We start from the raw sequence: 24,823 nt of genomic DNA, 5'->3' as shown, positions 1-24,823 counted from the left end.
GGCGCTCGAAAACGTGGAACACGGCCGGCCCTCCGTTGCCGGAGGGCCGAGCGCTTTACAGCAGGATGGTGCGGATGTCCGCCAGCAGGTCGCTCAGACGCTTGGTGAAGCGTGCAGCAGCGGCGCCGTTGATCACACGGTGATCGTAGGACAGCGACAGTGGCAGCATCAGTTTCGGCTGGAAGGCTTTGCCGTCCCAGACTGGCTGGATGGTTGCCTTGGAAACACCGAGGATCGCCACTTCCGGCGCGTTGACGATCGGCGTGAAGCCGGTACCGCCAATGTGGCCGAGGCTGGAAATGGTGAAGCAGGCGCCTTGCATCTCGTCCGACGAGAGCTTCTTGGTCCGGGCTTTTTCAGCCAGGGAAGCGGCCTCGGCGGCCAGTTGCAGCAGGCTCTTCTGGTCGACGTTCTTGATGACCGGTACGAGCAGGCCATCCGGGGTGTCGACGGCGAAGCCGATGTTCACGTATTTCTTGCGGATGATCGCCTTGCCGCTTGGTGCCAGCGAGCTGTTGAAGTCCGGCAGTTCCTTGAGCAGGTGTGCGCAGGACTTGAGCAGCAGCGGCAGGATGGTCAGCTTGACGCCGGCCTTCTCTGCGACAGCTTTCTGTGCGTTACGGAACGCTTCCAGCTCGGTGATATCCGCCGAGTCGAATTGCGTTACGTGCGGCACGTTCAGCCAGCTGCGGTGCAGGTTGGCGGCGCCGACCTGCATCAGGCGGGTCATCGGCACTTCTTCGATTTCGCCGAAACGGCTGAAGTCGACGACCGGAATCGGCGGGATACCCGCGCCACCGGTTGCGCCAGCAGCGGCCGGTGCTTCCTTGGCCTTCTGCATCATGGCTTTGACGTAAACCTGCACGTCTTCTTTCAGGATGCGACCGTGCGGACCGCTGGCGCCGACAGCGCTCAGCTCGACGCCGAACTCGCGAGCCAGTTGACGCACGGCAGGGCCGGCGTGAACTTTCGCACCAGGCTTGGCTGGCGCAGCAACCGGAGCGGCAGCAGCAGGTGCAGCGGCAGCCGGAGCAGCAGCGGCCGGTGCCGGAGCGCTCGGAGCAGCAGCGGCAGCTGGAGCCGGGGCAGCAGCCGGAGCGGCGCCTTTGACTTTCAGCTTGAGGATCAGGTCGCCGGTGCCGACTTCGTCGTCCAGCTTGATGGAAACGCTTTCCACCACGCCAGCGGCAGGCGACGGAATTTCCATGCTCGCCTTGTCGGATTCCAGGGTGATCAGCGACTGGTCGGCTTCAACGCTGTCGCCAGCCTTGACCAGCACTTCGATGATCTTGGCCTTGCCGGCCGAGCCGATGTCCGGAACGTGGATGTCCTGAACGCTGTCGGCAACCGGTGCGGCTGGAGCGGCGGCAGGCGCCGGCGCAGCGGCAGCGGCCGGAGCAGCAGCCTGGGCCGGAGCGGCAGCAGCAGGGGCCGCAGCACCCGCCACTTCCAGATCCAGGATCAGGTCGCCAGTGCCGACTTCGTCGTTCAACTTGACGCTGATGGCCTTGACCACGCCAGCGGCAGGCGACGGGATTTCCATGCTCGCCTTGTCGGATTCCAGGGTGATCAGCGACTGATCAGCCTCGACGGTGTCGCCGACCTTGACCTGGATCTCGATGATCTGGGCCTTGCCCGACGAACCGATGTCCGGCACGTGCACTTGCTGAACCGAAGCGGCAGCAGGGGCAGCAGCTGGAGCAGGAGCGGCTGCCGGTGCAGCTTCGGCCTTGGCGGCAGGCGCAGCAGCCGGAGCAGGGGCCGCTTGCGCGGCGCCCTCGACTTCCAGCTCCAGTAGTTCGTCGCCTTCTTTCAGGCGATCGCCCAGCTTCACTTTCAGGCTCTTGATGACGCCGGCTTTCGGGGCCGGCACTTCCATGCTGGCCTTGTCCGATTCCAGAGTCAGGATGCTCTGGTCGGCTTCGATACGGTCGCCGACCTTCACAAACAGTTCGATTACTTCACCTTCACCGCTGCCGATGTCAGGTACGCGAATGAGTTCGCTCACAGAGTTTCTCCTCAGCAGTCCAGTGGGTTGCGTTTTTCCGGGTCGATGCCGAACTTGGTAATGGCCTCGGCCACGACTTTAGGTTCGATATCACCACGGTCAGCCAGTGCTTCCAGGGCTGCCAACACCACGAAATGACGGTCGACTTCGAAGAAATGACGCAGTTTCTTGCGGCTGTCGCTGCGGCCGAAACCGTCGGTGCCCAGGACTTTGAATTCCTTGGACGGTACCCACTGACGGATCTGCTCGGCGAACAGTTTCATGTAGTCGGTAGACGCGATGACCGGACCCTTACGGCCGCTCAGGCATTCTTCGACGTAGCTGCGTTGAGGCTTCTGGCCAGGTTTCAGACGGTTGCTGCGCTCTACGGCCAGGCCGTCGCGACGCAGTTCGTTGAAGCTGGTGACGCTCCACACATCGGCGCCGATGTTGAACTCTTCACGCAGGATCTTCGCCGCTTCACGGACTTCACGCAGGATGGTGCCGGAGCCCATCAGCTGTACGTGGTGCGCCGCATCGCGGGTGTCTTCTTCCAGCAGGTACATGCCTTTCTTGATGCCTTCTTCGGCACCGGCCGGCATGGCTGGCTGCTGGTAGGATTCGTTCATCACGGTGATGTAATAGAAGATGTCCTGTTGCTCTTCGGTCATCTTCTTCATGCCGTCCTGAATGATCACCGCCAGCTCGTAGCCGTAGGTCGGATCGTAGGTGCGGCAGTTCGGGATGGTGGCAGCCAGCAGGTGGCTGTGACCGTCTTCGTGCTGCAGGCCTTCACCGTTCAGGGTGGTACGGCCGGCGGTGCCGCCGATCAGGAAGCCACGGGTACGGCTGTCGCCAGCGGCCCATGCCAGATCGCCGATACGCTGGAAGCCGAACATCGAGTAGAAGATGTAGAACGGCAGCATTGGCTGGTTGTGGCTGGAGTACGAAGTACCGGCAGCGATGAAGGAGCTCATGGCGCCCGCTTCGTTGATGCCTTCTTCAAGGATCTGACCTTTCTGGTCTTCCTTGTAGAACATCACCTGGTCTTTATCGACTGGCTCGTAGAGCTGGCCGACGGACGAGTAGATGCCCAGCTGACGGAACATGCCTTCCATACCGAAGGTACGGGCTTCGTCCGGGATGATCGGAACGATGCGCGGGCCGATTTCCTTGTCCTTGACCAGTTGCGCGAGGATTCGCACGAACGCCATGGTGGTGGAAATTTCACGGTCGCCGGAACCGTCGAGGATTGCCTTGAGGGTATCCAGATCCGGAGTCGGTACGCTGAAGCTTTGTGCACGACGCTGAGGAACGAAACCGCCCAGTGCAGAGCGACGCTCGGCCAGGTAACGGGCTTCGGCGCTGTTTGGCTCCGGCTTGAAGAACGGCAGGTTTTCCAGCTCTTCGTCTTTCACCGGGATGTCGAAGCGGTCGCGGAACAGCTTCAGGCTGTCGACGTCGACTTTCTTGGTGTTGTGCGCGGTGTTCTTCGCTTCGCCCGCACCGGTACCGTAACCCTTGATGGTCTTGGCCAGGATGACGGTCGGTTGTTCTTTGTGGTTGACCGCTTCGTGGTACGCCGCGTAGACCTTGTACGGGTCGTGGCCGCCACGGTTGAGTTTCCAGATCTCGTCGTCGGACAGATCAGCAACCATCGCCTTGAGTTCAGGCGTGTTGAAGAAGTGTTCACGCACGAACGCGCCGTCTTTGGCTTTGTAGTTCTGGTACTCGCCGTCGATGACTTCGTCCATGCGACGTTGCAGGATGCCGTCGACGTCTTTGGCCAGCAGTGGGTCCCAGAAACGGCCCCAGATGACTTTGGTCACGTTCCACTGAGCACCGCGGAACACGCCTTCGAGTTCCTGGATGATCTTGCCGTTGCCGCGAACCGGGCCGTCGAGGCGCTGCAGGTTGCAGTTGATGACGAAGATCAGGTTGTCCAGCTTCTCGCGGCCGGCCAGGGAGATGGCGCCCAGGGATTCCGGCTCGTCGCACTCGCCGTCACCCAGGAAGCACCAGACTTTCTGTTTGCCCGGCTGGATGAAACCGCGGTGTTCCAGGTACTTCATGAAGCGAGCCTGGTAGATCGCCTGGATCGGGCCCAGACCCATCGAAACGGTCGGGAACTGCCAGAAGTCAGGCATCAGCCAAGGGTGCGGGTAGGACGACAGGCCCTGACCGTCGACTTCCTGGCGGAAGTTGTTCATCTGGTCTTCGGTGATGCGGCCTTCCATGAATGCACGGGCGTAAACGCCTGGCGAGGTGTGGCCCTGGAAGTAGATCAGGTCGCCGCCGTGTTCGTCGGTCGGGGCCTGGAAGAAGTAGTTGAAGCCGATGTCGTACAGGGTCGCACTGGAAGCGAAGCTGGAGATGTGACCACCCAGGTCAGAATCTTTCAGGTTCGTACGCATTACCATGGCCATCGCGTTCCAGCGTACCAGCGAGCGAATGCGGCGTTCCATGAACAGGTCGCCAGGCATGCGTGCTTCGTGGGTAACGGGGATCGTGTTGCGGTAAGGCGTGGTGATGGCGTAAGGGAGTTGCGAACCGCTGCGGGTCGCCAGTTCACCCATACGGGTCATCAGATAGTGAGCACGGTCTTCGCCTTCTTTGTCGAGAACCGATTCCAGGGCGTCCAGCCATTCCTGGGTTTCGACGGGATCGAGGTCTTGCATGGCTTGCTCCAGGGCGGAAAGGCTTCCAGAATCGGTTGCCTGAGTTTGCGACTGGCCTTGTGGGCAGACGATTTAAAATTCTTGGATTGCCGACAGGTTGTTCCGGCGGCGTGTAGTTTTACTACAAATCATCCGGCATTTCAGCCTTTCGAATGTATAGACGAGTAGTAAAACTACAGATGAAAGGCTTGTGGCCTCCGACTGCGTTGTGAGAATAATCGTTAAGGTTGGTCTTTAGCCATCCGAAAAAGGTGAAAGTTTGATGCTGGCTGCCAAAGAAAAAGAAATTTCAGCTATTTCTCACTTTTGTTCGACAGTCCTTCGCGTAGCGGTTTTTCAATCATCACTACAAGCGGCCATTTACACGCCGATCAAGGATAGACCATGACCCTGCCTGCGCTTGCCGAACTGCCCGCCATTCTCCTGCCGTTGGTCAGCCGATCGGAGCAGTCGTTCCGTGCGGCCGTCGCGCAACTGGAAGACGATCACGGCTTCTCGTCCTGGACGCCGGAACGCTGGGCGCAGTTCGCCCGCGTCAGCGCCGCCAGCGATTTCGTCATTGAACAGAGCGTTCGTGACCCTTTGATGTTGTTGTCGCTGGTGCAGTCCGGCGAACTGGACCGGCCGTTCGCCAAAGGTGAGTTGTGCGCGCAGATCGCCGCCGCCGTCAGCCTCGCCCAGACCGAAGATGAACTGGGCCGGGCCCTGCGCCGTCAGCGCACCCGGCATCAGGTGCGGATCATCTGGCGCGACCTCAACCGTCAGGCCGATCTGGTGCAGACCTGCCGCGATCTCTCGGACATGGCCGACGCCAGCATCGATCAGGCCTATCAATGGTTGTACCGTCGCCATTGCGACCAGTTCGGTACGCCAACCGGCCGGCGCAGCGGCGAACCGCAGCAGATGGTCATTCTCGGCATGGGCAAGCTCGGCGCGGTCGAGCTGAACCTGTCCTCGGACATCGACCTGATCTTCGCCTACCCCGAGGGCGGCGAAACCGTCGGCGTGAAGCGCCCGCTGGATAACCAGGAATTCTTCATCCGCCTCGGCCAGCGCCTGATCAAGGCCCTCGACCCGATCACCGTCGACGGTTTCGTATTCCGCGTCGACATGCGCCTGCGCCCGTACGGTTCGTCCGGCGCGCTGGTGCTGAGCTTCAATGCGCTGGAGCAGTATTACCAGGATCAGGGCCGCGACTGGGAACGCTACGCGATGATCAAGTCGCGGGTGGTGGCCGGCGATCAGGTGGCGGGCGAGCAGTTGCAGGAAATGCTGCGGCCGTTCGTTTACCGGCGCTATCTGGACTTCTCGGCGATCGAAGCACTGCGCACCATGAAGCAGCTGATCCAGCAGGAAGTGCGGCGCAAGGGCATGGCCGACAACATCAAGCTCGGCTCGGGCGGTATCCGTGAAGTCGAGTTCATCGCCCAGGCCTTTCAACTGATTCACGGCGGTCGCGACCTGAGTCTGCAACAGCGCCCTCTATTAAAGGTGTTGAGCACGCTTGAAGGGCAGGGCTATCTGCCGCCGGCGGTAATCAGCGAACTGCGCGAAGGTTACGAGTTCCTGCGTTACACCGAACACGCGATTCAGGCGATTGCCGACCGCCAGACCCAGATGCTGCCGGACAGCGCTCAGGATCAGGCGCGTATCGCATTCATGCTCGGGTTCGCCGACTGGGAGGCGTTCCACGAGAAGCTGATGTTCTGGCGCGGCCGCGTGGCCTGGCACTTCGCGCAAGTGATCGCCGATCCCGATGAGGACGAAGGCGTCGAGAGCGAAGTGGTGGTCGGCGGTGAATGGCTGCCGCTGTGGGAAGAGGCTCAAGACGAAGAGGCGGCCTGTCGTCAGCTGGAGGAGGGCGGTTTCGCTGACGCGACCAAGGCCTTGAAGGCATTGGCGAGTTTGCGTGCCAGTCCGCAGTTGCGGGCGATGCAGCGTCTGGGGCGCGAGCGTCTCGATGCCTTTATTCCGCGTCTGCTCGCCCAGGCGGTGGAGCACGAAAATCCCGATCTGGTGCTTGAGCGGGTGCTGCCACTGGTCGAAGCAGTGGCCCGGCGTTCGGCTTATCTGGTGCTGCTGACCGAAAACCCCGGCGCGTTGCGGCGTTTACTGACGCTGTGCGCCGCCAGCCCGTGGATCGCCGAACAGATCACCCGCTTCCCGTTGCTGCTTGATGAATTGCTCAACGAAGGCCGGCTGTTCAAGCCGCCGCTGGCGCCGGAACTGGCCGCCGAGTTGCGCGAGCGCCTGACCCGGATCCCGGAAGACGACCTAGAACAACAGATGGAAGCCCTGCGCCATTTCAAACTGGCGCACCGCTTGCGCGTCGCCGCCTCGGAAATCGCCGGCAGTCTGCCGTTGATGAAAGTCAGCGATTACCTGACCTGGCTGGCCGAAGCGATTCTGGAGCAAGTGCTGGCCCTGGCCTGGCGTCAGACCGTGGCCAAGTACGGCACGCCGCTGCGCACCGATGGCACGCTGTGCGATCCCGGCTTCATCATTGTCGGTTATGGGAAAGTCGGCGGGATCGAGTTGGGGCATGGTTCGGATCTGGATCTGGTGTTCATCCACGATGGCGACCAGCAGGCTGAAACCGATGGCCCGAAACCGATCGATGGCACGCAGTTCTTCACCCGGCTCGGCCAGCGGATCATTCACTTGCTGACGGCGCAGACCAACTCCGGTCAGCTGTACGAAGTGGACATGCGCCTGCGACCGTCCGGGGCGTCCGGGCTGTTGGTCAGTTCGCTCGGCGCGTTTGCGCGCTATCAGGAAAATGAAGCCTGGACCTGGGAACATCAGGCGCTGGTGCGGGCGCGGGTGCTGGTGGGCAGCAAGGATGTCGGCCAGGCCTTCGAGAGCGTCCGGGCCCAGGTGCTGGGCAAGGCGCGGGATCTGGCGAAACTGCAACAGGAAGTGAGTGAGATGCGCGCCAAGATGCGCGACAACCTCGGCAGCAAGAGCACCGCCGCCGGTACCGGGGCGAATGCCTTCGAGGCCACGGCGCCGTTCGACCTCAAGCAGGACGCCGGAGGTATCGTCGATATTGAATTTATGGTGCAATACGCGGCTCTGGCGTGGTCGCAAACCCACCCGCCGTTGCTGCGCTGGACGGACAATATCCGCATTCTGGAAGAGCTGGAGCACGAAGGGCTGATGCCTGCCGAAGACGCCAGCCTGTTGCGCGAGGCCTACAAGGCCTATCGTTCCGCCGCCCACCGGCAGGCCTTGCAGAAGGACGCCGGGGTGATACCGGGCGATCAGTTCGCGGACGAACGGCGGCAGGTGATGCGGATCTGGCGTGAGCTGGGGCTAAGCTGATTCTCGAGACGGGGAGGCGTAAAGCCTCCCCGGTTCGTTTATGGAAACCACATGAATATTCTGATCGTTGGGCCCAGTTGGGTCGGTGACATGGTGATGGCGCAGACACTGTTTCAGTGTCTCAAGCAGCGCCACCCGCAGTGCGAAATCGACGTGCTGGCCCCCGAGTGGAGCCGGCCGATCCTCGAACGCATGCCCGAAGTGCGCAAGGCCTTGAGCTTCCCGCTCGGCCACGGCGCGCTGGAGCTGGCGACACGTCGGCGGATCGGCAAATCCCTGGCCGGCCAGTACGACCAGGCGATCCTGTTGCCGAACTCGTTGAAGTCGGCGCTGGTGCCGTTCTTCGCCGGCATCCCGAAACGCACCGGCTGGCGCGGCGAATTCCGCTATGGCCTGCTCAATGACGTGCGCACGCTGGATAAAGAACGTTATCCGCTGATGATCGAGCGTTTCATGGCACTGGCTTACGAGCCGAACGCCGAACTGCCGAAACCGTATCCGCGCCCGAGTCTGCAAATCGATCCGGTGACCCGCGAGGCGACGCTGGCCAAGTTCGGCCTGACCCTCGACCGCCCGGTGCTGGTGCTGTGCCCCGGCGCCGAATTCGGTGAAGCCAAACGCTGGCCGTCCGAGCATTACGCCAAGGTCGCCGAAGCGCGGATTCGCGAAGGCTGGCAAGTCTGGCTGTTCGGTTCGAAGAACGATCACGCGGTCGGTGAAGACATTCGCGCGCGGCTGATTCCGGGCCTGCGCGAAGAGTCTGTGAATCTCAGCGGCGGCACTTCGCTGGCCGAGGCCATCGACCTGATGTCCTGCGCCGACTCGGTGGTCTCCAACGATTCCGGCCTGATGCACGTGGCCGCTGCGCTGAATCGTCCGTTGGTGGCCGTCTACGGTTCGACCTCGCCGGGTTTCACTCCGCCGCTGGCCGAACACGTGGAAATCGTCCGTCTGGGCCTCGATTGCAGCCCTTGCTTCGACCGCACCTGCCGTTTCGGCCATTACAACTGCCTGCGCCAGCTGATGCCGGACGCGGTCAACGATGCCTTGCAGCGTTTGCAGGGCTCTGTGGTCGAGGTTCATTAACTTGCGGGTATTGCTGATCAAGACTTCATCGCTGGGCGACGTGATTCACGCGTTGCCGGCGCTGACCGACGCCGCCCGGGCGATTCCCGGGATCAAGTTCGATTGGGTGGTGGAAGAAGGATTCGCCGAGATTCCGACCTGGCATCCGGCCGTAGGCAAAGTGATTCCGGTGGCGATCCGCCGCTGGCGCAAAAACATCTGGAAAACCATCACCAGCGGCGAGTGGAAGCGCTTCAAGCAGTCCGTTCGGGCGAACAAATATGATCTGGTGATCGACGCTCAAGGTTTGCTGAAAAGCGCCTGGCTGACCCGCTACGTCAAAGCCCCGGTGGCCGGTCTCGATAAGGGCTCGGCCCGCGAACCGATTGCCGCGCGCTTTTATGACCGCAAACTGGCGGTGGCCCGTGGGCAGCATGCCGTCGAGCGCGTGCGCCAATTGTTCGCCATCGCCCTGGGTTACGACTTGCCCAAAGGCTTGGGCGATTACGGCCTTAACGTCGAACGTCTGGTCGAGCTGCCGCGCAAGAATGCCTACGTGGTATTCCTCCACGGCACCACTTGGGACACCAAACACTGGCCGGAAGCCTACTGGCGCGAGCTGACCGAGCGGGTCGGCTACCTCGGCGTCGGGATCAGGCTGCCGTGGGGCAACCCGTTGGAGAAGGCCCGGGCCGAGCGCATCGCCGCCGGTTTCAAGCACGCCGAAGTGCTGCCGAAGCTGAACCTGGCCGGGGTCGGCAAGGTGCTGGCCGGCGCCCAGGCCTGCGTCGCGGTGGACACCGGTCTCGGCCATCTGGCTGCGGCACTGGATGTGCCGACGATTTCCCTGTTCGGCCCGACCAATCCGGGCCTGACCGGCGCCTACGGCAAGCTGCAGATTCACCTCGGCAGCGATTTTCCGTGCGCGCCGTGCCTGCAAAAGAAATGTACGTATCAACCGACCGCGCAGGATGCCCGTCAGTTTGACCTGAAACGCGAGTGGCCCCTGTGCTTCACGCGTCTGAATCCCGAGCGTGTTGCCAGCCGACTGAGCACGTTGTTGATGGCTGAGGAGCTGCGCTGATGCAATTGGCTTTTGTCCTGTACAAATATTTCCCGTTCGGCGGTTTGCAGCGCGACTTCATGCGCATCGCTCTCGAATGCCAGAAGCGCGGGCACCAGATCCGTGTCTACACCCTGATATGGGAAGGCGACGTGCCGCCCGGCTTCGAAGTGCTGGTGGCGCCGGTCAAGGCGTTCTTCAATCACCGCCGCAACGAAAAGCTCAGCGCGTGGATGGAGGCGGACCTGGCCAAGCGTCCGGTGGATCGCCTGATCGGCTTCAACAAGATGCCGGGGCTGGACGTCTACTACGCCGCCGACGGCTGCTTCGAAGACAAGGCGCAGAACCTGCGCAATTCGCTGTATCGCCGCTGGGGCCGTTACCGCCACTTCGCCGAATACGAGCGCGCCGTGTTCGCCAAAGACGCGAAGACCGAAGTGCTGATGATTTCCGAAGTGCAGCAGCCGCTGTTCATCAAGCATTACGACACACCGCTGGAACGCTTCCACCTGCTGCCGCCGGGCATTGCCCAGGACCGTCGCCGCCCTGCGGATGCCGACGAGATTCGCGCTGGTTTCCGCGCCGAATTCAATCTGAAGGATGACGAACTGCTGCTGGTGCAGATCGGTTCCGGCTTCAAGACCAAGGGCGTCGATCGCAGCCTGAAAGCGCTGGCCGCATTGCCTGCCGAGCTGAAGAAACGCACCCGGCTGTTTGTAATCGGCCAGGATGACCCCAAATTGTTCCAGATGCAGAGTGCGACGCTGGGCCTGGGCGACAACGTGACGTTCCTCAAGGGGCGCAGCGATATCCCGCGTTTCCTGCTCGGCGCCGATCTGCTGATTCACCCGGCGTACAACGAAAACACCGGTACGGTGCTGCTTGAAGCGCTGGTCGCCGGGTTGCCGGTGCTGGTCAGCGCGGTCTGCGGTTATGCCCATTACATCGCCGAGGCCGACGCCGGGCGAGTGCTGGACGAGCCGTTCGATCAGGCGCAACTGACGCAATACCTGACTGACATGTTGAACGACGACGCTGCACGGGCGGCCTGGAGCCGCAACGGTCTGGCTTTCGCCGAGACGGCCGACCTCTACAGCATGCCGCAGCACGCGGCCGATGTGATTCTGGCGGAGCACGCTTAAATGAAGTTGATGCTGGCTGAACCGTTCAAGAGCCTGTGGGCTGGCCGCGATGCGTTCGTGGAAGTCGAAGGCTTGCAGGGCGAGGTGTACCGCGAGCTGGAAGCCCGCCGGACGTTGCGCACGGAAGTCGACGGCAATGGCTTTTTCGTCAAGATCCACCGCGGTATCGGCTGGGGCGAGATCTTCAAGAACCTACTGACCGCCAAGCTGCCGGTGCTCGGCGCGGGCCAGGAATGGAAAGCCATTCAGCGTTTGCAGGAAGTCGGCGTGCCGACCATGACCGCCGTCGCTTACGGCGAGAAGGGCAGCAACCCGGCGGATCAGCATTCGTTCATCGTCACCGAAGAGCTGGCGCCGACCATCAGTCTCGAAGACTTCAGCATCGACTGGGTCAAGCAACCGCCGCAGCCGAAACTCAAGTGGGCGCTGATCGCTGAGGTCGCGCGCATGACCGGCATGATGCACCGCGCCGGGGTCAACCACCGCGACTGCTACATCTGCCACTTCCTGCTGCACACCGACAAACCGGTCACGCCCGAAGATTTCAAACTCTCGGTGATCGACCTGCACCGCGCCCAGACCCGCCCGGCGATCACTCAGCGCTGGCGCAACAAGGATCTGGCGGCGCTGTACTTTTCCGCACTGGACATCGGCCTGACCCGCCGCGACAAGCTGCGCTTCCTTAAAGGTTACTTCCAGCAACCGCTGCGCCAGATCCTGGCTGAAGAGGCGCCGTTGCTGAGCTGGCTCGAAGGCAAGGCCAACAAGCTCTACGCGCGCAAGCAACGGTACGGGGATGCGCTCTGATGGCGGGTTGGAATCTGGAGCCTGAGTACAGTGAACTTGCGCAGTATTTCGGTAGCCTCGAAGCGGTATTTGCCCTTCAGGGCGAGCGCCTGACTCGCGATCCATTGTCCGAAGTCATTCGCGTGCAACTCAACGGCGTCAACTATTACGTCAAGCGCTACACCGGTGCCGGCAAAGGCCTGCGGCGTTATCTGGGTAAGCCCCGGGTGAAGATGGAATGGCAGAACCTCAAGCGCTTCGCCAAGTGGGGCATTCCCACCGCCGAAGTGGTGGCGTGGGGCTTGGAGCGCAACGGCATGGCCTACGATCGCGGGGCGATGATCACCCGTGAACTGCCGCGCACCGAAGACCTGTCGGCACTGGCCGAGCGCAACGATCCCAAGCTCAAGGATCGCGCCTGGGTCGACGGCGTCAGCCGGCAACTGGCTGCTTATACGCGTGTCATGCACGACCACCGTTTTACCCATAACGATCTGAAGTGGCGCAACCTGCTGATCGACGATCAGGCGCAGCTGTTTCTGATCGACTGCCCGAACGGCGATTTCTGGCGCGGCTTCTGGCTCAAGTACCGGATCACCAAGGATCTGGCCTGCCTCGACAAGGTGGCCAAGTATCACCTGTCGAACACCCAGCGCCTGCGCTTTTACCTGCAATACCGTGGACGTGATCGGCTGAATGCCGCCGACAAGCAACGTATTCGCCACGTGGTGAGATTTTTCGAGGGACGCGAATGACTGATTTTCTGGCCGCTGAAGACCGTGCGCTGCTGGAGCGCCACGGTCTCGGCACGTTCGATGCGCTGTGGTCCAAGCAGCTCGACGCCGTGGATGAGCCCAACACCGATGGCGGCGGCTGGAGCAGCGTGTTTCGTCTGGACCTGGAAGGGCATGGCTATTACCTCAAGCGCCAGTGCAATTACCTGACCCGCACCCTGCACGCGCCATTCGGCGAGCCGACGTTCGCCCGGGAATTTCGCAACATCAGTCGTTACAACAAGCTCGGCATTCCGGCGTTGCAGGCGGCGTTCTTCGGTGAGCGCAAGGTCAACGGCGAAGTCCGTGCGATCCTGCTGACCCGGGCGCTGGACGGCTGGGACGATCTCGATTCGCTGCTGCAGCGCTGGTCCGACCTCGATGCCGCGCAGCAATCGGCGATTCTCAAGTCTTGCGGCCTGTTGGCGCGCCATCTCCATGGCATGCGCCAGGTGCATGGCTGCTTTTATCCCAAGCACATTTTCCTGCGTGCCGAGGGCGATGGCTATCAGGCGCAGTTGATCGACCTGGAGAAGACTCGGCCGTTGCTGTTCGGTATGCGTGACCGGGTCAAGGATCTGGAGCCGCTGCTGCGCCGTGCGCCGGAGTGGAGCGAAGCGCAATTGCGTGAGCTGCTTGCGGCGTATCTCGATCAATCGACGGACAGTTCGCTGGTCGATAGCTGGGTCACGCGGCTGACCGCGCGGCGCAGTCGCAAGGAGACCCGCTGATGCAGCTGTCCGACCTGAAAAATGCCGGGCGTACGCCGAGTCTGCCGCTGACGGTTTCGCTGGCCGATGCGGCGGGCGCCGCCGATTTGCAGTTGCTCAGCCTGTTGCGGGTGTTGCCGGGGCAGCGTTACGTCGGTGCCGGTGTGTGGCGCGGGCGTCCGGTGCTGGCCAAATTGCTGGTCGGTAACAAGGCTGCGCGGCATTTTCAGCGTGAACTCGAAGGTGTGAAACTGCTCGCGGCTCAGGGCATGACCACGCCGTTGTTGCTGGCCGATGGCTTGAAGGACGGCGAGGGTGGCTGGCTGCTGTTCGAGTTCCTCGAAGGCGCCGAAAGCCTGGGCGATGCCTGGAGCAAGGTCGAATCCTTGCCGGTGCTGGCCGACGAACAATCGGCGGTGCTGGCCGAAGCGCTTGGTGCCATCGGTCAGTTGCACGGCAAAGGCCTGTGGCAGGAAGACCTGCACCTGGACAACCTGTTGCGCCATGGCGGTCAGCTGTATCTGATCGATGGCGCGGGGATCTGTGCGGAAACCGCCGGCCAGCCTTTGTCCCGACAGAAAGTGCTGGAAAACCTCGGGGTGTTCTTCGCCCAGCTGCCCAAGTCGCTCGAGCCGTTCACCGAAGAACTGCTGGTGTATTACCTGCTGAGCAACAGCGAACACGCGCTGCCGCTGGAAGCCCTGCAAAAGCAGATCGACAAGGTGCGCGCCTGGCGCTTGAAGGATTACCTGATCAAGGTCGGTCGTGAATGCACGCTGTTCAGCGTCAAGCGCGGCGCGTTCGGTCTGCGCTCGATTCGCCGCGAGGAAGAGCCCGCGATACTGCCGGTGCTGGAACAGGCCGATGCCTTGCTCGATCAGGGCCATCTGTACAAGACCGGCGGCGCGGCCAGTGTCGGCAAGGTCGAGGTTGCCGGGCGTCCTCTAGTGATCAAGCGCTACAACATCAAGAATTTTGCCCATTGGCTGAAGCGCTTCTGGCGTCCAAGCCGCGCCTGGCATTCCTGGCGCGAAGGCAATCGCCTGACGTTTCTCGGCATTGCCACACCAAAACCGCTGGCAGTGCTGGAAACCCGGTTTTTCTGGCTGCGCAGCAAGGCCTATCTGATCACCGAACACCTGGCCGGGCCGGACATCATCGAGCGCTTTGCGCCATATGTTGAAAGCGGTGAAGCGCCTGAAAGCGAATTGCTGGCACTGGATCAGCTGTTTGCACGGTTGATCGCCGAGCGCATCAGTCATGGCGACTTCAAGGGTCATAACCTGTTCTGGCAGGAAGACCGCTGGGCGCTGATCGATCTGGACTCGATGTGCCAGCACGGCTCGGTGGGCAGCTTCGCCCCGGCCTATGCCCGGGATCGCGCGCGGTTCATGCGCAACTGGCCCGAGAACAGTGCGCTGTATCAGGTGATTGATCAGCGATTGCCCAAGGATGTAACGGGCACTGCGTGATTATTTTCGCCAGCGCGTAAGACGTTTCTGCAGTTGAAACCGGGTGAGGGTTGTAGCGACAAATCCTTGTGACTTGTCCTACGGCCTTCCCGGAACCCATGAACTGCCCCCCGCAAAACCCCGATGCTAGTTTGCCCCGACGTTCCCGGAGGGCAAACCTTGAGCATCAAAAACGCTATCACGATCGGCGCATTTTCCCTGGCACTGTCCGGCTGCGGCACCGCCGTCACGGTGTTGCAGGACGACGACGGCGCCACGCGCGGCCTGCGCAAACAGAAGACCTACTGTCAGTCGATTCCGCGCATCTACAGCGGCCTCGCCCACGATTTCTGCCTGCTGCACGCGCCGCCCGATCCTACCGGCATTCTGGTGCCGGTCGTCCTGCTCGACCTGACCCTGTCCGGTGTGTTCGATACGGCTTTTCTTCCTTACACGATCTATCGCCAGGCGGTGGACGGGAATATCAGTGTTTATTGGCGATCAGGTCGTGGATAGGCCCATGGACAAGGGTTCTGTGGGTTGAACGACATGGGGCAATTCGCACAGGGTCATTCCCGCCACGTTTACGCTATAATCCCGCCCTTTAGCTGTCTCTCGCCCGGTGCGAGGGCACATCATTTTTCAAGGCGCATCGCGCCTGAATGCAGACTAAAGAGGCTAGACCCCTGTGGCATTGACGATTCTTGGCCTGTCCGGCGCCCTTAGCCATGATCCTTCAGCAGCCTTGTACATCGACGGCAAGCTGGTCGCGGCGGCTGAGGAAGAGCGCTTCGTACGCGATAAACATGCAAAGAACCGCATGCCCTACGAATCGGCGAAGTTCTGCCTGGAGCAGGCAGGCATCAAGCCGTCCGACGTTGACGTGGTCGCGATTCCGTTCGCCCCGATCAGCATTTTCGGCAAGGCTCGCTGGCAGTACGCCAAGCGTTACTGGTACGCCCCGGACCGCGCACTCGACGCGATCCTGATGGGCAACCGTCGCTACAAGCGCTATCGCAACAAGATCGTCTGGTGCCTGGAGCAACTGGGCTTCGATCCGAAGAAAATCAAGATCGAGCCGGTTGAACACCACCTGGCCCACGCTTCCAGCGCCTATCACTGCTCGGGTTTCAAAGAGAAAACCGCGATCCTCGGCATCGACGGCAAGGGCGAGTACGCCACGACCTTCTTCGGTTATGGCGAGAACGGCAAGATCCACAAGATCAAGGAATTCTTCGATCCGGACTCCCTCGGTGGCCTGTACGGCGCGATCACCGAGTTCCTCGGTTTCGACATGCTGGACGGCGAGTTCAAGGTCATGGGCATGGCGCCGTACGGCGACGCCAGCAAATACGATTTCTCGCGTCTGGCCTCGTTCGAGAACGGCGAACTGGTGATCAACACCGACTACGCCAACGTGATCGGCCTGCGTCGCTATAAAGAGAAGGGCAAGGGTTACTACTTCTCGCCGAAGCTGATCGAGTGGTTGGGTCCGAAGCGCGAAGGCGACATCGCCGACGAGCCGTACATCCACTACGCCGCCAGCATTCAGGCGCTGTTCGAAAAAATCGCGCTGCAGATGATCGACTACTACCTGGGCGACGTGCTCAAGGAAACCGGCAAGCTGGCCTACGCCGGCGGCTGTGCGTTGAACGTCAAGCTCAACCAGAAAATCATTGCCCGCGACGACGTCAAGGAGCTGTTCGTACAGCCTGCTTCCGGCGACGCCGGTACGGCGGTTGGCGCAGCGGCCTATGTGTCCAACGCCCGTGGCGTGCCGGTCGAGAAGATGGAACACGTCTATCTCGGCCCGTCGTACAGCAACGAAGACGTGATCGCCGCGTGCGCCCGTCACGAGAACAAGCCGACCTGGCGCAAGCTCGACAACATGCCGGAGCAGATCGCCAAGATCATGGTCGATGGCAACCCGGTGGCCTGGTTCCAGGGCCGCATGGAGTTCGGTCCGCGTGCACTGGGCGGTCGTTCGATCATCGGCTGCCCGAGCGTGGCTGGCGTGGCTGACCGGATCAACCACCAGATCAAATTCCGCGAGCGCTGGAGGCCTTTCTGCCCGTCGATGCTCGACACCGTTGCGCCACAGATGATCAAGATCGATCACCCGGCGCCGTTCATGACCTTCACCTTCGAAGTGGCTGAAGAGTGGAAGACCCGCGTGCCGGAAGTCGTCCACGAAGACGGTACTTCCCGGGCCCAGGTGCTCAAGCGCGAATACAACCCGCGCTACTACGACATGATGAAGGCGCTGGAAGTGCTGACCGGCAACGGTGTGTCCCTGAACACCTCGCTCAACCGCCGTGGTGAACCGATGATCTGCTCGCCGACCGACGCCCTGAACATGTTCTTCGGCTCGGATCTGCAGTACCTGATCATGGAAGACATCCTGGTGGTCAAAGAAGGCGCAAACGCTTATGACACGCTCGGCTGAACGCCATGTGCTGCAGTTCTGTCACGGCTATGACGGGCCGTTCCTCGACTGCGCGCGGCAGTACGCCAGCCTGTTCGCGGGCACCGGTTATCGGGTGACCACGGTCTTTCTGACCGGGGCTGCCGATAGCGAGGTGGCCGCAGCCTGCGCTTCCGATGAAGTGTTGTTCATGGAATACAGCTCCAAGGCCATTCGTGGCCTGAAGCTGGGCGCCATCGGCGATCTGCGCAAGATCGCCGCTTCACGCAATTTCAGTTTCTGCATTGCCCATCGCTTCAAGCCGATCTATATCGCCTTGCTCGGCACTTCGCTGCCGGTGATTGGTGTGCACCACGCGTTTGGCGATTACAAACGCGGTTCGCGCAAACTCTTTGCGCACATTTTCCGCAAGCGTCTGAGCCTGCTCGGCGTGTCCGATGCGGTGCGCGACGACATGCGTCGTTGCCTGCCGAAATGGCCGGCGGCGCGCATCCAGACCCTTTACAACCGCATCGATGTCTCGGCGTTGCAGATGAGTCAGGTGTCCGCCCGTGAAGCCCGCGAGACCCTCGGTCTGTCGGCGGATGCGTTCATCGTCGGCAACGTCGGTCGCCTGCACCCGGACAAGGATCAGGCTACGCTGCTGTACGGTTTTGCGGCGGCATTGCCCGGTCTGCCGGCCAACAGCCAACTGGTAATTCTCGGCAAGGGTCGTCTCGAGGATGAACTCAAGGCGCAGGCCCGCGAGCTGGGCGTCGGTGATCGCGTGCTGTTCCTCGGCCAGGTGCCGGACGCGCGCAATTACTTCCGCGCGTTCGATGTGTTTGCCTTGAGCTCCGACCACGAACCGTTTGGCATGGTGCTGCTGGAGGCCATGGCCGCCGGCGTGCCGTTGCTGGCCACGGCGTGTGGCGGGGCGAAGGAAGTGGTCGAAGGCGTGGGCATTCTGTTCCCGCTGGGTGACGCAGAACATCTGGCCCAGGGCCTGAAACATCTGGCCGGTATGGACGAGCAGCAGCGTCGCCAATGCGCGGAGATGATGTTCGAACGCCTGCGCGAGCGCTTCTCCGACCGCGCCGTACGCGACACCTTCTGGCATTTGCCGCAAGTTACCGATCTGGCACCGAGGGGCTGATGCTCAACCGATTTCAAGGCTGGCGCGAACGTGGCTGGTCGCCCGTTGACGCCTCAACTTATGCACAGGCCTGGCAACGTTTCGGCGGCAGCGTCGCGACTCATCCCATGGTCGTTGAGCGTCTGGCGAATCTGGCCGGCATCCCGGTGCGCTATCTGGCCTGGGAGCAGCAGGGCGAAATCAAAGCCGCGATCCCGACCTGGGGCCGCGACCTGGCCTTGTCCAAGGACGTGCTCAAACGCAACGGCAAGAAAGGCCTGTTCGACCTCGGCAACGCCGAGCTGATCCTGCCGGCCGCCGCCGATGCCCAGGCCCCGCTGCGCCATCGCGGGCGCTACCTGTCGGCGCTCAACGAAAACCGCTTCAGCGGCCTCAAGTTGCAGACCGAACAACTGGCCATGGCCCGCACTCCCGAAGAGCTGTCGAAGAAGTTTCGCTACAACCAGCGCCGCGAACTGCGCCTGCTGGAAGAGGCGGGCGGGGTGGTGCGGCCGGTCAGCGATTTTTCCAGTGCCGAACTGGCAGCCATTTATTGCGACCTGTTCCAGCGCCGCTGGGGTTTCCCGGCCACTGGCGCGGCACGCATGGCCGAAGTCATCGAGCTGTTGCGCGAGCTGTTGATCGGCTCGGTGATCTTCCTCAACGACGCGCCGATCGCCATTCAACTGGTGTACCGCGTCGAAGCGCCGGAGTGGATCAGCGTCGAATACATCAACGGCGGCGTCGACCCCGAAACCCGCGAATTCAGCCCTGGCAGCGTCCTGAGTTTCCTCAATACGCAATCTGCCTGGGAGCACGCTCGGGCACTGGACAAGCCGCTGCGCTTTTCCTTCGGTCGTGCCGACCGTGAATACAAGGATCGCTGGTGCAATCCTGTGCCGGTCTTCACCGTATGAGTCAGCCCATGAGCCGCAAACAGCAACTGCTCAAGCGTCACCGGCGCAATAAACGCATCGGCCTGCTGATCGCGTTGATCGTGTTGATCGCCCTCGGCGTGCTGGTGGCCTGGTGGTTGCCGCTGGTGCTGGCGGTCATTGGCTGGATCGCTCACGAAGCGTGGTTCGCCGATCACCTGTTCTACTCGCCGAAAGACGATTACCAATACAGCTTTCCGCCGTTCACACCGCAGCCAAAAGTGCATTTGAACGGTGAGCAACTGCGCCTCGACGAGGGTGTGATGCTGGTGGACGACGCCACGCTGATCCTCGCCGTGAAGGTCAAAAGTAGCTTTCTGGGACGCTTCTTCGATCCTCGGGTCGAGTTGGCTGGTGGCACCCATCCTGATGCGCAGACGTTCGAACGTGGCGTCAACGGCCTGCGTTATCTGAACCTCAGCGGTCAGGCGCAGGCCTTGTCGCAAGGCCAGTTGCGTCTGCGCGGGCGCTTTTGCCGGGTATCCGGCGAGCCAGTGCTGTGGGCGCTGGAACAACCGGACTACCGCCAGCAGCGGGTGATGGTCATCGCGCCGCACGCCGACGATGCCGAACTTGCCGCCTACGGTCTGTACAGCCAGGCCAAGGAAGCCTGGATCGTGACCCTGACCGCCGGTGAGATCGAAGCCGAACACTATCAACAGATGGGCCTGAACAAGGTCGAGGCGGCGCGGCTCAAGGGGCGCTTGCGTGCCTGGGACAGTCTTGCCGTACCGCGCTGGGCTGGCGTGCCGCAGGAACATTGCGTGCAGCTCGGTTATTTCTGCCTGCAACTGGCGGCGATGCAGGCTGCGCCCAATCAACCGATTGGCTCGCGGGAAGCCGATCTGAACGACACGCGGATGTTTCGTCAGCTGAATCCGTTTGCCTTGCCCGGCGATGCCGACGGCGCGCCGACCTGGAACAACCTGCTGGCCGACCTGCGTGACGTACTGGCCCGCGCGCGCCCGGATGTGATCGTGTTGCCGCATCCGACGCTGGATCCGCATCCCGACCATATCTGCGCCCAAGAGGCAGTGCTGGAAGCCTTGCGCGGTCTCGATTACCAACCGACCCTGCTCGGTTACGCCAATCACTTGCACGACAATGACCGCTGGCCGATGGGCGACAGTGGGCAGGGCATTGCCTTGCCGCCGACGTTCGAGGCGGCCCTAGCGATGCAGCCGCTGTGCCTGCCGCTGTCGATCGACTTGCAACGGGACAAGGCCATGGCGCTGGGCATGATGCATGACCTGCAGCCACCGGCCCCGTTCAAGCGTCGCCTGCGCCGGCTGTTTCAGCGACTGCTGGCCGGTCGGATGCCGTCGGTCTACGGCGAGAACGAATTTTTCAGAAAAGCGGTCAGGCGCCAGGAGCTGTTCTGGCTACTCAAACAGGGCGAAACGGGCGTCAACCGGGGAGATTTATGAGTCAACGGTCAAAGGTGTTGCAGCTGCAGCCCGACTACAACGTCAAATCCCATGATTTCGCCGACCTCGCCGAGCAAATCGTCAAGGCGCTGCCGACCGATCGTTACGAAGTGACCGCAGCCTTCCTGCGCGGCAAGCCAGGGCCGGGCGAAGCCGTCAGCCGTGCCGACCGTTCGGTGTATTTCGAGTTTTCCGACAAGTCCCTGAAGGGCATGCGCCTGCGGGCGATGTGGCAGCTGTACAAGTTCTGCCGCCGGGAAAAGTTCGATGTGGTGATCTGCAACCGCTTCAAACCGGTGAACATGATGCTGACGCTCAACCGCTGGTTGAAAGTGCCGCTGTGCATCGGCATTTCCCACGGTTTCGGCGAGTACGACCGCTTCTACCGTCGTCGCCAGACTCAGCGCCTGATCGATCGGCACTGGCGTTTCGTCGGCGTGTCGCCGGCGGTCAAACAGTATTTGCTGGACTGCGATTGCGGTTTCACTGACCAGAACACGTACGCAATCACCAACGCCATCGACATCGAACAGGCCGAGGGTTTGCAGCACAGTCGCGAGCGCGCGCGTGAGCTGTTGGGCATCGACCCGAATGTGCGCCTGATCGGTGCGCTGGGGCGACTGGTGTCGGTCAAGGGCCACACTTACCTGTTGCAGGCTTTCGCCCAACTCAAAGACAAATACCCGAACACCCAACTGGCAATCATCGGTGCCGGGCGCCTGCAGGCGCCGCTGGCCGCCGAGATCGAACAGTTGGGCCTGAGCGGTCGGGCGCATCTGTTGGGCTTCAAGGAAAACGCTCTGCAGTACGTACGCGCGTTCGATATCTGGACCATGCCATCGCTGGCCGAAGGCCTGGGCCTGGCCTTGCTGGAGGGTATGAGCGGGCACCTGCCGGTGATCGCCTCGAACGTGCCGGCCATGCTGCCGCTGATCGAAGGTGCCGGTGGCTTGTCGATCACGCCCAAGGACGTACCTAGCCTGGTCTCGGCGCTGGACACCTACCTCGCGCTGTCGGATGACGAGCTCAAGGCCAAGGGCGAGCAGGCCTATCGTTATTTGCAGGAGCAGCACGACATCGAGGTCTTCCGCCAGGAATACCTGAACCTGATCGACTCCGGCCTGGAGCAGGCCCGCAAGGAACAGCCGTGAGCGAAGAAAGAGCCATGAGCGAAGAAAGAGCCATCAGCGAGTCCGCAGCCGTGAGCGGTGAGCAACCTCTCGTCACCGTCATCATCGCCTCCTATAACCATGGCCCGTACATCGAGGAAAGCATCCTCAGCGTCATCAACCAGAGCTACCAGAACATCGAGCTGCTGGTGGTCGACGACGGCTCGAAGGACGACAGCGTCGAGCGCATCAAGGCCTTGCAGGAAAAACACGGCTTCGATTTCCGGGTGCAGCAGAACCAGGGCCTGACCAATACGCTCAACGGCGCGATCGCGCGGGCCAAGGGCAGCCTGATCGTGCCGTTCGGCTCCGACGACATCATGTACCCGGACCGCATCGCCACCCAGGTCGCCTACATGGACGGCAAGCCGGAGGTGGGGATTTGCGCCGGCAACATCGAGTTGATGGACGCCGACGGCAATCTCTACCCGGAAAAGCGTCAGCGCCGGGACGTGCCGTTCCGTCGCCTGGATTTCGATGACATGTTCCTGGAGCGCAAGCCGTATCCGCCGGCGCCGACCCTGATGATCCGCCGTGAGGCTCTGGACAAGGTGGGCCGGTTCGACCCGACGATTCGTCTTGAGGATCTGTACATCGAGCTGAAAATCACCCGCGCCGGGTACTTCATCGATGGCCTGAACGTGGTGATGGCGCGCTACCGCAAGCACGCCACCAACTCCTACAAGAACCACCGTTTCATGATCGAGAACATCCTGCGCACCTACGCGCTGTTCAGCGATCATCCGCTGTACGACGAAGTGCGCTACAAGTCGCTCAACTCGATGTTCCTGAAAACCGCCAACCGCGATCGCAAACTGGCGCGGGAGCTGCTGGCGCAAATCCCGTTCAAGGCCTGGAACAAGAAGACCTGGCGCGGATTGGGCCGGTTGCTGTTTTCACCGTTGGAAAAAGACTGAGCCATGGGCTGGATTCAGCGCTGGCGCGAGCGACGCGCGAAACGGGCTATTCGCAAATTGCCGAAGATCGAACGCGGCGCGGCGCGATTCCGGCAGGCCTACCCTGACTATGATTTCGGTCGGGGCAGTTATGGCTTGCCGCTGGTGCATGACTGGAAGGAAGGCTCGACGCTGAATATCGGCGCCTATTGTTCGATTGCTGAAGGCGTGCAGATTTTTCTCGGTGGGCATCACCGTGCCGACTGGGTGACCACGTTTCCGTTTCCGGCGATGCTGCCGGAGGCGGCCCACATCAGCGATTACAGCGGCACCCATGGTGACGTGATCATCGGCAACGATGTCTGGCTGTGTTCCGGTTGCACGATCCTGTCGGGCGTCACTGTCGGCAGCGGTGCAATCATCGCGGCGGGTGCGCTGGTTACGCGGGATGTCGAACCCTATGCGGTCATGGGGGGCAATCCCGCGAAGTTCCTGCGTTGGCGGTTCCCCGAGGAACAGCGTCAACAGCTGTTGCAGAGTGCCTGGTGGGACTGGCCGGAAGCCGAATTGAACGGGCTGGCCGGCACGCTGTGCAGCGATGACGTCGAAGGATTCCTCAGTTACGCCCGACAGCGTCGATCGACATAGCTGCTCAGCGATCCTGAACGGCTTTCTCGGCCAGCTTCTTCGACCCGGACCTTTTCTGGCGCAACCACTGCAGAAATGTCCTGCCCGCTTCAATGCCCGGTTTTTCGATGTACAGGAATGTCAGGCTGGCGATGACGATCAGCAGGCAACTGCACACGGCCATCAACAGCAGATAGAGGATCGGGTTTTGCGGGTTGAAGGGTATGAAGTGCGGCAGTTGCTGCACCATGATCCAGAGCACATAACCGTGTAGCAGGTAGGTGCTGTAGCTGATCTCTCCCAGCCAGCGGACACTGCGCAGGCGCAGGGCGCCAAACAGCGGGTTGCCCGAGGCCACGATCAGGAAGAACACGGTCAACAGCAGCAACGGCATCAGGTTGAAGGCGCGTTTGTACAGCGTCATCACCAGGACCAGAGCCAGCAGGGCTATTACGGTGGCGAGACGTGTCTGACCCCATGCCGCGAGCTGCGGGCGACGCACCCAGTAGGCTGCGGCAATCCCTCCCAGAAAACTCGCCAGAAAATGCTTCTTCAGCGAATGTTCCCAACCGACCACCTGATACAGGGTGTAGATCCCGATCAGGCAGAGCACCACTTGCAGCCAGTGTCCACGATAGATGAACACCAGCCCCAGCAGCGGCAGTGCCAGGTAGAAAAACACCTCATAGGCCAGCGTCCAGGTCACGTTGGAAATCAACATGCCGCTCTGCGGGTACTGATTGATGTCAGGCCGGTCGAAGGTCAGCCAGGCCAGTATCTGCCCGGCCAGTTGTGTACCGGAGTCCTTCAGCTCCCAGCCTTGCAGGTAGAACACCGTGACAAACACGATCAGCATCAGCGGCAGGTACAGAGGATAAAGCCGAAATACCCGTGACACCGCAAAGGCCTGCCAGTCGTGATCACGGCCCTGTTTGAGCAGACGGCTCCAGAACAGAAAACCGGTGATCATGAAAAACAGCGCAACGCTGGCCTGACCCAGTTGCGAGTAGAAGTTGCTGGGCGGAAAGTCGATCACACCGGTACGCAGGTAAAACCAGGTGATGATGGCGTGATGGATGAATACGCCAAAAGCCAGGTAGCCACGCAGGCCGTCAATACTGCCATAGCGGCTTTCGCCGGCATGTTGCAAATGCGTGGCCGCTTTGGGTAGCAGGCGAAGGAGCAGAGCCGAAGTCGCGATAGCAAGCAGATACGCTATCGCGGCATAGACTGGGTTTGTATCCGTCATGA

General features: G+C 61.6%; 20 protein-coding genes. 17 read left to right on the top strand and 3 right to left on the bottom strand.

Annotation, left to right across the window (positions count from 1 at the left end; genetic code table 11):
* Window positions 1-55 precede the first annotated feature (55 nt).
* Both aceF and aceE read right to left on the bottom strand, forming a co-directional pair.
* The gene (gene aceF, locus PMI24_RS07080; RefSeq protein ID WP_007952298.1) at window positions 56-2,008 is read right to left on the bottom strand and encodes a dihydrolipoyllysine-residue acetyltransferase; all 1,953 of its coding nucleotides are present in this window, start codon (window positions 2,006-2,008) and stop codon (window positions 56-58) included.
* 11 nt (window positions 2,009-2,019) lie between these two features.
* The gene (gene aceE / locus PMI24_RS07075; RefSeq protein ID WP_007952295.1) at window positions 2,020-4,665 is read right to left on the bottom strand and encodes a pyruvate dehydrogenase (acetyl-transferring), homodimeric type; all 2,646 of its coding nucleotides are present in this window, start codon (window positions 4,663-4,665) and stop codon (window positions 2,020-2,022) included.
* A gap of 262 nt (window positions 4,666-4,927) precedes the next feature.
* Here aceE and PMI24_RS29605 point away from each other — a divergent pair, with 262 nt between their 5' ends.
* The 17 genes from PMI24_RS29605 (at window position 4,928) to PMI24_RS06995 (ending at window position 23,593) form a co-directional block, all read left to right on the top strand.
* Window positions 4,928-5,053, top strand: coding sequence for a hypothetical protein (locus PMI24_RS29605; protein ID WP_255261909.1), 126 nt, complete (start codon window positions 4,928-4,930; stop codon window positions 5,051-5,053).
* A complete protein-coding gene (gene glnE / locus PMI24_RS07070) occupies window positions 5,050-7,989 on the top strand; it encodes a bifunctional [glutamate--ammonia ligase]-adenylyl-L-tyrosine phosphorylase/[glutamate--ammonia-ligase] adenylyltransferase (RefSeq protein WP_007952293.1) in 2,940 nt (979 codons plus the stop codon). The genes PMI24_RS29605 and glnE overlap by 4 nt, the downstream gene beginning before the upstream one ends.
* Window positions 7,990-8,040: 51 nt before the next feature.
* A complete protein-coding gene (gene waaF, locus PMI24_RS07065) occupies window positions 8,041-9,075 on the top strand; it encodes a lipopolysaccharide heptosyltransferase II (protein WP_007952291.1) in 1,035 nt (344 codons plus the stop codon).
* 1 nt (window position 9,076) lies between these two features.
* Window positions 9,077-10,138 carry a lipopolysaccharide heptosyltransferase I gene (gene waaC / locus PMI24_RS07060; RefSeq protein ID WP_007952288.1) on the top strand — a complete coding sequence of 354 codons (1,062 nt, stop codon included), beginning with the start codon at window positions 9,077-9,079 and terminating at the stop codon, window positions 10,136-10,138.
* Complete coding sequence (locus PMI24_RS07055) at window positions 10,138-11,259, top strand: glycosyltransferase family 4 protein (RefSeq protein WP_007952285.1); 1,122 nt, start codon at window positions 10,138-10,140, stop codon at window positions 11,257-11,259. Before waaC ends, PMI24_RS07055 begins: the two co-directional genes overlap by 1 nt.
* On the top strand, window positions 11,260-12,066 hold the full coding sequence (gene rfaP, locus PMI24_RS07050; RefSeq protein ID WP_007952283.1) for a lipopolysaccharide core heptose(I) kinase RfaP: 807 nt from the start codon (window positions 11,260-11,262) through the stop codon (window positions 12,064-12,066).
* Window positions 12,066-12,800 carry a lipopolysaccharide kinase InaA family protein gene (locus PMI24_RS07045; protein WP_007952281.1) on the top strand — a complete coding sequence of 245 codons (735 nt, stop codon included), beginning with the start codon at window positions 12,066-12,068 and terminating at the stop codon, window positions 12,798-12,800. The genes rfaP and PMI24_RS07045 overlap by 1 nt, the downstream gene beginning before the upstream one ends.
* Window positions 12,797-13,549 carry a lipopolysaccharide kinase InaA family protein gene (locus tag PMI24_RS07040; protein WP_007952279.1) on the top strand — a complete coding sequence of 251 codons (753 nt, stop codon included), beginning with the start codon at window positions 12,797-12,799 and terminating at the stop codon, window positions 13,547-13,549. Before PMI24_RS07045 ends, PMI24_RS07040 begins: the two co-directional genes overlap by 4 nt.
* Window positions 13,549-15,000: a lipopolysaccharide kinase InaA family protein gene (locus PMI24_RS07035; protein WP_007952277.1), complete on the top strand. Its 1,452-nt coding sequence runs from the start codon at window positions 13,549-13,551 to the stop codon at window positions 14,998-15,000. Before PMI24_RS07040 ends, PMI24_RS07035 begins: the two co-directional genes overlap by 1 nt.
* 159 nt (window positions 15,001-15,159) lie before the next feature.
* Window positions 15,160-15,495 carry a YceK/YidQ family lipoprotein gene (locus tag PMI24_RS07030; RefSeq protein WP_007952269.1) on the top strand — a complete coding sequence of 112 codons (336 nt, stop codon included), beginning with the start codon at window positions 15,160-15,162 and terminating at the stop codon, window positions 15,493-15,495.
* Window positions 15,496-15,667: 172 nt separating this feature from the next.
* Window positions 15,668-17,425: a carbamoyltransferase family protein gene (locus tag PMI24_RS07025; RefSeq protein WP_007952261.1), complete on the top strand. Its 1,758-nt coding sequence runs from the start codon at window positions 15,668-15,670 to the stop codon at window positions 17,423-17,425.
* Complete coding sequence (locus tag PMI24_RS07020) at window positions 17,409-18,539, top strand: glycosyltransferase (RefSeq protein WP_007952260.1); 1,131 nt, start codon at window positions 17,409-17,411, stop codon at window positions 18,537-18,539. Before PMI24_RS07025 ends, PMI24_RS07020 begins: the two co-directional genes overlap by 17 nt.
* On the top strand, window positions 18,539-19,435 hold the full coding sequence (locus PMI24_RS07015; RefSeq protein WP_007952259.1) for an antimicrobial resistance protein Mig-14: 897 nt from the start codon (window positions 18,539-18,541) through the stop codon (window positions 19,433-19,435). The genes PMI24_RS07020 and PMI24_RS07015 overlap by 1 nt, the downstream gene beginning before the upstream one ends.
* An 8-nt stretch (window positions 19,436-19,443) precedes the next feature.
* Window positions 19,444-20,880, top strand: coding sequence for a PIG-L family deacetylase (locus tag PMI24_RS07010; RefSeq protein WP_007952258.1), 1,437 nt, complete (start codon window positions 19,444-19,446; stop codon window positions 20,878-20,880).
* The gene (locus PMI24_RS07005) at window positions 20,877-22,031 is read left to right on the top strand and encodes a glycosyltransferase family 4 protein (protein ID WP_007952257.1); all 1,155 of its coding nucleotides are present in this window, start codon (window positions 20,877-20,879) and stop codon (window positions 22,029-22,031) included. The genes PMI24_RS07010 and PMI24_RS07005 overlap by 4 nt, the downstream gene beginning before the upstream one ends.
* Before the next feature lie 14 nt (window positions 22,032-22,045).
* The gene (locus PMI24_RS07000) at window positions 22,046-22,966 is read left to right on the top strand and encodes a glycosyltransferase (RefSeq protein ID WP_202949241.1); all 921 of its coding nucleotides are present in this window, start codon (window positions 22,046-22,048) and stop codon (window positions 22,964-22,966) included.
* A gap of 3 nt (window positions 22,967-22,969) precedes the next feature.
* Window positions 22,970-23,593 (top strand): CatB-related O-acetyltransferase, encoded by a 624-nt coding sequence (locus PMI24_RS06995; RefSeq protein ID WP_007952253.1) that lies wholly within the window; start codon window positions 22,970-22,972, stop codon window positions 23,591-23,593.
* Between the two features lie 4 nt (window positions 23,594-23,597).
* Here PMI24_RS06995 and PMI24_RS06990 read toward each other — a convergent pair whose 3' ends face one another.
* Entirely contained in the window at window positions 23,598-24,821 is a 1,224-nt protein-coding gene (locus tag PMI24_RS06990; RefSeq protein WP_007952252.1) for an acyltransferase family protein, read from the bottom strand.
* Between the last annotated feature and the right edge of the window lie 2 nt (window positions 24,822-24,823).

Origin of the sequence: Pseudomonas sp. GM25, assembly GCF_000282255.1 — a bacterium.
Taxonomy (GTDB): domain Bacteria; phylum Pseudomonadota; class Gammaproteobacteria; order Pseudomonadales; family Pseudomonadaceae; genus Aquipseudomonas; species Aquipseudomonas aphyarum.
This window is presented reverse-complemented; position numbering and strand designations above follow the sequence as displayed.

What these genes read in the sequence shown, in the direction of transcription:
- PMI24_RS07055 (WP_007952285.1), top strand. Translation starts at nt 10,138, where the DNA reads ATGCAATTGGCTTTTGTCCTGTACAAATATTTCCCGTTCGGCGGTTTG.
- waaF (WP_007952291.1), top strand. Translation starts at nt 8,041, where the DNA reads ATGAATATTCTGATCGTTGGGCCCAGTTGGGTCGGTGACATGGTGATG.
- PMI24_RS07015 (WP_007952259.1), top strand. Translation starts at nt 18,539, where the DNA reads ATGCTCAACCGATTTCAAGGCTGGCGCGAACGTGGCTGGTCGCCCGTT.
- rfaP (WP_007952283.1), top strand. Translation starts at nt 11,260, where the DNA reads ATGAAGTTGATGCTGGCTGAACCGTTCAAGAGCCTGTGGGCTGGCCGC.
- PMI24_RS06990 (WP_007952252.1), bottom strand. Translation starts at nt 24,821, where the DNA reads ATGACGGATACAAACCCAGTCTATGCCGCGATAGCGTATCTGCTTGCT.
- PMI24_RS07045 (WP_007952281.1), top strand. Translation starts at nt 12,066, where the DNA reads ATGGCGGGTTGGAATCTGGAGCCTGAGTACAGTGAACTTGCGCAGTAT.
- PMI24_RS07020 (WP_007952260.1), top strand. Translation starts at nt 17,409, where the DNA reads ATGACACGCTCGGCTGAACGCCATGTGCTGCAGTTCTGTCACGGCTAT.
- PMI24_RS06995 (WP_007952253.1), top strand. Translation starts at nt 22,970, where the DNA reads ATGGGCTGGATTCAGCGCTGGCGCGAGCGACGCGCGAAACGGGCTATT.
- PMI24_RS07040 (WP_007952279.1), top strand. Translation starts at nt 12,797, where the DNA reads ATGACTGATTTTCTGGCCGCTGAAGACCGTGCGCTGCTGGAGCGCCAC.
- PMI24_RS29605 (WP_255261909.1), top strand. Translation starts at nt 4,928, where the DNA reads ATGCTGGCTGCCAAAGAAAAAGAAATTTCAGCTATTTCTCACTTTTGT.
- PMI24_RS07035 (WP_007952277.1), top strand. Translation starts at nt 13,549, where the DNA reads ATGCAGCTGTCCGACCTGAAAAATGCCGGGCGTACGCCGAGTCTGCCG.
- aceE (WP_007952295.1), bottom strand. Translation starts at nt 4,665, where the DNA reads ATGCAAGACCTCGATCCCGTCGAAACCCAGGAATGGCTGGACGCCCTG.
- PMI24_RS07010 (WP_007952258.1), top strand. Translation starts at nt 19,444, where the DNA reads ATGAGCCGCAAACAGCAACTGCTCAAGCGTCACCGGCGCAATAAACGC.
- glnE (WP_007952293.1), top strand. Translation starts at nt 5,050, where the DNA reads ATGACCCTGCCTGCGCTTGCCGAACTGCCCGCCATTCTCCTGCCGTTG.
- PMI24_RS07000 (WP_202949241.1), top strand. Translation starts at nt 22,046, where the DNA reads ATGAGCGAAGAAAGAGCCATCAGCGAGTCCGCAGCCGTGAGCGGTGAG.
- PMI24_RS07005 (WP_007952257.1), top strand. Translation starts at nt 20,877, where the DNA reads ATGAGTCAACGGTCAAAGGTGTTGCAGCTGCAGCCCGACTACAACGTC.